Origin of the sequence: Streptomyces griseorubiginosus (assembly GCF_017614965.1) — a bacterium.
GTDB classification, from domain to species: Bacteria; Actinomycetota; Actinomycetes; order Streptomycetales; family Streptomycetaceae; genus Streptomyces; species Streptomyces griseorubiginosus_B.
This window is the reverse complement of record NZ_WVUG01000383.1, coordinates 1-7,369: the sequence shown is the minus strand read 5'-3', so window position 1 is coordinate 7,369 and position 7,369 is coordinate 1. Positions and strand designations below refer to the sequence as shown.

Annotated in this window: 6 protein-coding genes and 1 pseudogene; 5 read left to right on the top strand and 2 right to left on the bottom strand. The window is 70.1% G+C overall.

Annotated features, from left to right (window positions below):
* On the top strand, positions 1–816 hold an 816-nt coding region (locus tag GRC12_RS39630), incomplete at its 5' end, for a zinc ribbon domain-containing protein (protein ID WP_208785307.1).
* A gap of 44 nt (positions 817–860) precedes the next feature.
* On the opposite strand, the gene GRC12_RS39625 is transcribed toward GRC12_RS39630, so the two are convergent.
* Together GRC12_RS39625 and GRC12_RS39620 are read right to left on the bottom strand one after the other, a co-directional pair.
* Positions 861–2,036 carry a polyamine ABC transporter substrate-binding protein gene (locus GRC12_RS39625; protein WP_208785306.1) on the bottom strand — a complete coding sequence of 392 codons (1,176 nt, stop codon included), beginning with the start codon at positions 2,034–2,036 and terminating at the stop codon, positions 861–863.
* Positions 2,037–2,147: 111 nt separating this feature from the next.
* The gene (locus tag GRC12_RS39620; RefSeq protein ID WP_208785305.1) at positions 2,148–3,587 is read right to left on the bottom strand and encodes a gamma-aminobutyraldehyde dehydrogenase; all 1,440 of its coding nucleotides are present in this window, start codon (positions 3,585–3,587) and stop codon (positions 2,148–2,150) included.
* A gap of 163 nt (positions 3,588–3,750) precedes the next feature.
* Between GRC12_RS39620 and GRC12_RS39615 the strand changes: the two genes are divergently transcribed.
* The 4 genes and pseudogenes from GRC12_RS39615 to GRC12_RS39600 all read left to right on the top strand — a co-directional run.
* Positions 3,751–4,269, top strand: a complete 519-nt coding sequence (locus GRC12_RS39615; RefSeq protein ID WP_133047361.1) for an Lrp/AsnC family transcriptional regulator — start codon at positions 3,751–3,753, stop codon at positions 4,267–4,269.
* Positions 4,254–5,636 (top strand): aspartate aminotransferase family protein, encoded by a 1,383-nt coding sequence (locus GRC12_RS39610; RefSeq protein WP_308286735.1) that lies wholly within the window; start codon positions 4,254–4,256, stop codon positions 5,634–5,636. The genes GRC12_RS39615 and GRC12_RS39610 overlap by 16 nt, the downstream gene beginning before the upstream one ends.
* A gap of 191 nt (positions 5,637–5,827) precedes the next feature.
* Positions 5,828–6,628 (top strand): ABC transporter ATP-binding protein, encoded by an 801-nt coding sequence (locus GRC12_RS39605; RefSeq protein WP_208785303.1) that lies wholly within the window; start codon positions 5,828–5,830, stop codon positions 6,626–6,628.
* Positions 6,610–7,369, top strand: a pseudogene (locus tag GRC12_RS39600) (hypothetical protein); the annotation flags it as partial. The gene GRC12_RS39605 and the pseudogene GRC12_RS39600, both read left to right, overlap by 19 nt.

The following is a 7,369-nucleotide window of genomic DNA, read 5'->3' as shown; positions in this document are numbered from 1 at the left end:
GTCTGCGGCCGCCCCGTCCCCCAGCGGCCGCAGACCGTACGGGCCCCCGGCGAGGAACTCGGCGCGGACGGCGGCACCCCGTGTCCCTGGTGCGGCACCCGCAACCGTCCCGACCGGCACTTCTGCACGCGCTGCGCGATGCCGATGACCGGCGACGCCCAGTCCCCCGGCCGACTGCCCTGGTGGCGGCGGCTGTTCGGAGCGGGCAACCGCGAGACCCCGTGGGCCGGCGACCGCCCCCGGCTGCGCCGCGCCTTCGACCGCGTCCTGACCTGGCTGGGCGCGGCGGTCGTCCTGACCCTGCTGATCGTGGGCGCCGTCAACCTCCCCCAGGGCATCCAGGCGACCCGGGACCACTTCTCCAAGCGCGCCCCGGTGGATCCGGACAGCTACAGCGCCTCCCGCTCCTACCCGGGCCACAAGCCCGCCATGGCCTTCGACAAGTTCAACAACACCTGGTGGGGCCCCGGTGTGTCGGACTCGGGCCAGGGCCAGTGGATCGAGGCGAAGTTCAACGAACCGACGCGTCTGCTGGACCTGCGCATCACCCCGGGCGTCTCCACCCGCGCCGACCAGCTCCAGCAGTCGGCCCGCCCGCACCGCATCGAGGCCACCGTCACCCTGGCCAACGGCAAGAAGACCACCCGCCAACTCGTCCTCGACCAGGGCCCGGGCAGCCAGCGCGAGCCCTTCCGCGTCGGCGAGGTCACCGCGGTCCGCTTCACCATCGAGTCGGCCTACGGCGCGGACGCCAGCAAGCAGGTCGCCATCGCCGAGATCGAGTTCTACGGCCCGTCGAACGCCAACTCCTCCTGACCGCACGCACGACCGGGCGCCCGCCACCGGGAGTGCCGTGGTGGCTACAACCCCACGATCGCGTTCCACCGCCTCGCGAACCCCACCCGCTCCCTCGACGTGATGTCCCGTGCGATCGCCAGCCGTCGGCGCATCGTGGCGTCGGGGAAGATCAGCGGGTTCTCGGCGAGGGCGGCGGTGTCCTTGTCCTTGGAGGAGGCCAGGACCTCACGGGCGGCGGGGACGGGGCAGACGTAGTTGACCCAGGCGGCGAGTTCGGCGGCGGTCTCGGGGTCGTAGTAGTAGTCGACGAGCCGTTCCGCGTTGCGCTTGTGCAGGGCGCGGTCGGGGATCATCAGGGAGTCCGACCACAGCTCGGCGCCCTCCTCGGGGACGACGAAGCGGATGTCGGGGTTGTCGGCCTGGAGTTGGATGACGTCACCGGAGTAGGCCTGACAGGCGAGGACGTCACCGGTCACCAGGTCCTTCGTGTAGTCGTTGCCGGTGAAGCGGCGGATCTGGCCGTCGCTGACGTACTTCTCCACCTGGTCGCACACCGTGTGGAAGTCGGCGGCGGTCCACCGGGTGATGTCGACGCCGTTGCCCTGCATCAGCAGCGCGAACGCCTCGTCCAGACCGGAGAGGAGGGTCACCCGGCCCTTGAGGTCCTTCGCCCACAGGTCGGAGACATGACGGATCTCCCGGCCGAGCCTCCTGTGGTTGTACGCGATGCCGGTGATCCCCGACTGCCACGGCACGGTGTACCTGCGGCCCGGGTCGAAGGCGGGGGAACTCAGCTGCGGGTCCAGGTACTCGGCCACGTTCGGCTGGCGGGCCCGGTCCATCTGCTGGACCCACCCCAGCCGGACGAACCGCGCGCACATCCAGTCGGACATGACGATCAGGTCCCGTCCGGTCTGCTGGTGGTTCATCAGCGCCGGGCTGATCTTGCCGAAGAACTCGTCGTTGTCGTTGATCTCCTCGGTGTACCTGACGGAGATCCCGGTGTGCTTCTCGAAGGCGTCGAGCGTGGGCCGCCGGTTCGGGTCGGCGTCGTCGACGTCGATGTACAGCGGCCAGTTCGCCCAAGCCACTCTCTTCTGACGGGCCGACAGGTCCGCGACGGCGCGCTCACCCGGCCGTACATAGGCCGCTGGCACTCCGCAGCCGGCCACTGTGCCGAGGAGCGCGAGCAGCAGTGAACGACGGGGAAGCGAAAGGTTCTTCGGCGTCAGGGGCATGGGCGCAGCATCCCGGACCCGCCCGCGCGGCGACAATCGACGCCGCGTCGAGGAGGGCGGAGGCGGGACCGGACACCTTGTCGATGGCCGGTCCCCGTGTACCCCTGCCGCTCACGCCTCCAGCGACGTCATCACGTGCTTGATCCGCGTGTAGTCCTCGAAGCCGTAGCCCGAGAGGTCCTTGCCGTAGCCGGACTTCTTGAAGCCGCCGTGCGGCATCTCCGCGACCAGCGGGATGTGCGTGTTGATCCACACGCAGCCGAAGTCCAGCCTCTTCGACATCCGCATGGCGCGTCCGTGGTCCTTGGTCCACACCGAGGAGGCGAGGGCGTACTCGACGCCGTTGGCCCACTCCACGGCCTGGTCCTCGTCCCGGAAGGACTGGACGGTGATGACCGGTCCGAAGACCTCCTTCTGGATGATCTCGTCGTCCTGCTTGAGCCCGGAGACGACGGTCGGCGCGTAGAAGTAGCCCTTGTCGCCCACCTGGTGGCCACCGGTCTCGACCTTGGCGTGCGCGGGCAGCCGCTCGATGAACCCGGTCACCTGCTTGAGCTGGTTGGGGTTGTTCAGCGGTCCGAAGAGCACGTCCTCGTCGTCCGGCTGCCCGGTCTTGGTCTCGCCGGCGGCCTTCGCGAGCGCCGCGACGAACTCGTCGTGGATGGACTCGTGGACGAGGACGCGCGTGGCCGCCGTACAGTCCTGCCCGGCGTTGAAGAACCCGGCCACGGAGATGCCCTCCACGGCCTTGGCGATGTCCGTGTCCTCGAAGACGACGACGGGCGCCTTGCCGCCCAGCTCCAGGTGGACCCGCTTCAGGTCCTTGGACGCGGACTCGGCGACCTGCATACCGGCGCGCACGGACCCGGTGATGGAGGCCATCGCGGGAGTCGGGTGCTCGACCATCAGCCGGCCCGTCTCCCGGTCACCGGTGATGACGTTGAAGACGCCCTTCGGCAGGATCTCCCCGATGATCTCCGCGATCAGCACGGTCGAGGCGGGCGTGGTGTCGGAGGGCTTCAGCACCACCGTGTTGCCGGCCGCGATCGCCGGCGCGAACTTCCACACGGCCATCATCATCGGGTAGTTCCACGGCGCGACCTGCGCGCAGACGCCGACCGGCTCGCGGCGGACGATCGAGGTCAGCCCCTCCATGTACTCGCCGGCCGAGCGCCCCTCCAGCATCCGGGCCGCGCCCGCGAAGAAGCGGATCTGGTCGACCATGGGCGGGATCTCCTCGGACCGCGTGAGCCCGATCGGCTTGCCCGTGTTCTCGACCTCGGCCGCGATGAGTTCCTCGGCGCGCTCCTCGAAGGCGTCCGCGATCTTCAGCAGGTGCTTCTGCCGCTCGGCCGGAGTGGTGTCGCGCCACGCCGGGAAGGCCGCGGCGGCGGCCGCCATCGCGGCGTCGACGTCCGCCTGACCGGACAGCGGCGCGGTCGCGTAGGCCTCACCCGTCACGGGGTTGACCACCTCGGTGGTCCGTCCGTCGGCGGCGTCCCGGAACTCACCGTCGATGTAGTTGCGCAGACGACGCAGCTCGGTGCTCACTGCCGGCCCTCCAAGTTCGGTGTCCATTACCTGAGACACCACCCTAATCCGCGAGCCCACGTTTTCAACACCCCTGCTCGCACCGATCCTGCGAATTCCGCAGATCTCACTCACGTAAACAACGAATTTCATTGTTCATGGCTTGCGGAACTGTCGAGACGTCGTGCACAGTGACCTCGTGGCCAGTCGAAGCGCAGAGCAGAGGGACTCCACCCGCGAGTCCAGGAACGGCACTCCCCACCTGGATGCCGTCTCCCTCGCCATCATCGAACAGCTCCAGGAGGACGGCAGGCGTCCGTACGCCGCGATCGGCAAGGCCGTGGGCCTGTCGGAGGCGGCCGTGCGCCAGCGCGTGCAGAAGCTGCTCGACCAGGGCGTGATGCAGATCGTCGCCGTCACGGACCCGCTCACCGTGGGCTTCCGCCGGCAGGCGATGGTCGGGATCAACGTCGAGGGCGATGTCGAGAAGATCGCCGAAGCGCTGACTGACATGTCGGAAGTCGAGTACGTGGTGATGACCGCGGGCTCGTTCGACATCCTCGCCGAGATCGTCTGCGAGGACGACGACCACCTGCTGGACGTCATCAACAAACGCATCCGGTCACTGCCCGGCGTGCGCTCCACCGAGAGCTTCGTCTACCTCAAGCTCAAGAAGCAGACCTACATGTGGGGAACCCGATAACCGTGAGCCAGAAGGACCTCAGCAAGACCGCGTACGACCACCTGTGGATGCACTTCACCCGCATGTCCTCGTACGAGAACTCCCCCGTCCCGACGATCGTGCGCGGCGAGGGCACCTACATCTACGACGACAAGGGCAAGCGCTACCTCGACGGTCTCGCCGGTCTGTTCGTGGTCCAGGCCGGTCACGGCCGCACGGAACTCGCCGAGACCGCCTTCAAGCAGGCCCAGGAGCTGGCGTTCTTCCCGGTCTGGTCCTACGCCCACCCCAAGGCCGTGGAGCTGGCCGAGCGGCTGGCCGACCACGCCCCGGGCGACCTGAACAAGGTCTTCTTCACCACCGGCGGCGGCGAGGCGGTCGAGACCGCCTGGAAGCTGGCCAAGCAGTACTTCAAGCTGGTCGGCAAGCCCACCAAGTACAAGGTCATCTCCCGCGCGGTCGCCTACCACGGCACCCCGCAGGGCGCCCTGTCCATCACCGGTCTGCCCGGCCTGAAGGCGCCGTTCGAGCCGCTGGTCCCGGGCGCGCACAAGGTGCCGAACACCAACATCTACCGCGCCCCGATCTTCGGCGACGACCCCGAGGCCTTCGGCCGCTGGGCCGCCGACCAGATCGAGCAGCAGATCCTCTTCGAGGGCCCGGACACGGTCGCCGCGGTCTTCCTGGAGCCGGTCCAGAACGCCGGCGGCTGCTTCCCGCCCCCGCCCGGCTACTTCCAGCGGGTGCGCGAGATCTGCGACCAGTACGACGTGCTGCTCGTGTCGGACGAGGTCATCTGCGCCTTCGGCCGCCTCGGCACGATGTTCGCCTGCGACAAGTTCGGCTACGTCCCGGACATGATCACCTGCGCCAAGGGCATGACCTCGGGCTACTCCCCGATCGGCGCCTGCATCATCTCCGACCGCCTCGCCGAGCCCTTCTACAAGGGCGACAACACCTTCCTGCACGGCTACACCTTCGGCGGCCACCCCGTCTCCGCCGCGGTGGGCCTGGCCAACCTCGACCTCTTCGAGCGCGAGGGCCTCAACCAGCACGTGCTGGACAACGAGGGCGCCTTCCTGTCCACCCTGCAGAAGCTGCACGACCTGCCGATCGTCGGCGACGTCCGCGGCAACGGCTTCTTCTACGGCATCGAGCTGGTGAAGGACAAGGCCACCAAGGAGTCCTTCAACGACGAGGAGACCGAGCGCGTCCTGTACGGCTTCCTCTCCAAGGCCCTCTTCGACAACGGCCTGTACTGCCGTGCCGACGACCGCGGCGACCCGGTCGTCCAGCTCGCTCCGCCGCTGATCTCCAACCAGGACACGTTCGACGAGATCGAGCAGATCCTGCGCGCGACGCTGACGGAGGCGTGGACGAAGCTCTGATGAGCTGACTCTGTGATCAACAACGGCCCCGGTGCCGCCCGTTCGAGTGAGAAACGGGCGCCCGGGGCCGTGTGCTGTCCGTCCTCCGGGCGATGCCTGCCTAGCGTGCGAGTGACCGATCGGCCCTGTCTTCGTTCCCCCGCACGGGGGATCGGCACGGCACAAACTGATCTGACTCGAGGTGTACGCCCATGGTGGCCCCGCCGGACAACGACGTGCTCTGGGCACGCACCCTGCACTTCCAGCACAGCGACGGCTCGCCCGCGCTTCTCGGCGTCTCCATCGGCGTCCAGGAGGGCGAGATCCTCGCCGTCAGCGGGCCGCGCGGCAGCGGCAAGACGACCCTGCTGCGCTGTCTGTCCGGACTGGTGCCGGCCCAGCGCGGCGAGGTCTGGTTCAACAGCGTGCCCGTCCACACGATGGGCCCGCTGACCCGCGAACGGCTGCGCCGCGACCGGTTCGGCTGGATCGACCCGGCGCCGGTCCTGGTACCCGAGCTCAACGTCTGGGAGAACACCGCGCTCCCGCTGATGCTGCGCGGCACGAGCCGCCGCCGGGCCAGGACGGCCGCGCTGGAGTGGCTGGAACGCCTCGACGTCGGCGACCGCTCCCGTCACCGTCCGCACGAACTGACCCAGGCGGAACGCCAGCGCGTCTCGATCGCCCGCGCCCTGGCCCCCGCGCCGACGGTCCTGTTCGCCGACGAGCCGACGGCCCCGCTGCACCGCGCGGACCGGGCGCACGTCCTGCGGACGCTGACCACCGCGGCCCGCTCGCACGGCATCACGGTGGTCCTGGCGACCCACGACGCGGAGACGGCGGCTCTCGCCGACCGCACGGTGGCCCTGCTGGACGGCCGTCGCGTGAACACGGTCCACCTCCCGCCGATGGCGGAGGCGGAGACGCGGGGAGCGGAGAGCCGACGGAGCGGGCCGGGTGGCCGGGGAACCGGGTCCGAAGGCCAGGGGGCCGCGTGCTCGCTCTCCGTCTGACCCGCACCGCCCGCCCGGCCGTCCATCTGCGCCGTCTGCTGGTGACCCTGGCCTCGGGCGGCACCGGCTTCCTCCTCCTGTGCAGCCTCGGCCACGCCCTGAGCCACCCCGACTCCCCGTCCGCCTCGGCCCTCCGCCTGGCCTGGTGCCTGACGCCACTGGCGGCCACGGTCCATCTGGCGGTGGCCGTCTCCCGTACCGACCCGGCCACGAGGCCCCGCCCGGGCCTGTCCTCCATCGGCCTGGGCCCGGCCCGTCTGATGGCCATCGCGGCCACGACGACGGCCCTGTCCACCACCCTGGGCTCCCTGCTGGCACTGCTGCTCTTCCTGCATCTGCGGGGCGACCTGACGGGCATCCCCTTCGACGGCGCGGCGGCGGACGCCCTGGCGGCGGACCAGCCGTTGCCCCTCGCGGCATCCGTGACGCTGCTGTCCCTGGTACCGGCGCTGGCGTCGGCGGCGGTGGCGCTCGTCCTGCGTCCCCGTGACACTCGGCAGGGCGCCACACGCGGCACGACCCGCTCGTACGGCCGCTTCGGCGCCTACGGCAGATCGGCCGCACGGGAGACGTTCGGGGCGTACGGCCGCTTCGGCGCCCACCTCCGCGGGGGCCGCCCCGCCTCACGTCCGCCCGCGGACGGGCACGGCGCGGCGGGCGCCGAACCGGCGCACACGGGCGAAACGCCACCCGTCACGGACACGCCCCCGCAGGACCAGGACCCCACCCGGCCGCCGGCCC

Coding starts and splice junctions, on each gene's coding strand:
- GRC12_RS39625 (WP_208785306.1), bottom strand. CDS start 2,036: ATGCCCCTGACGCCGAAGAACCTTTCGCTTCCCCGTCGTTCACTGCTG.
- GRC12_RS39605 (WP_208785303.1), top strand. CDS start 5,828: ATGGTGGCCCCGCCGGACAACGACGTGCTCTGGGCACGCACCCTGCAC.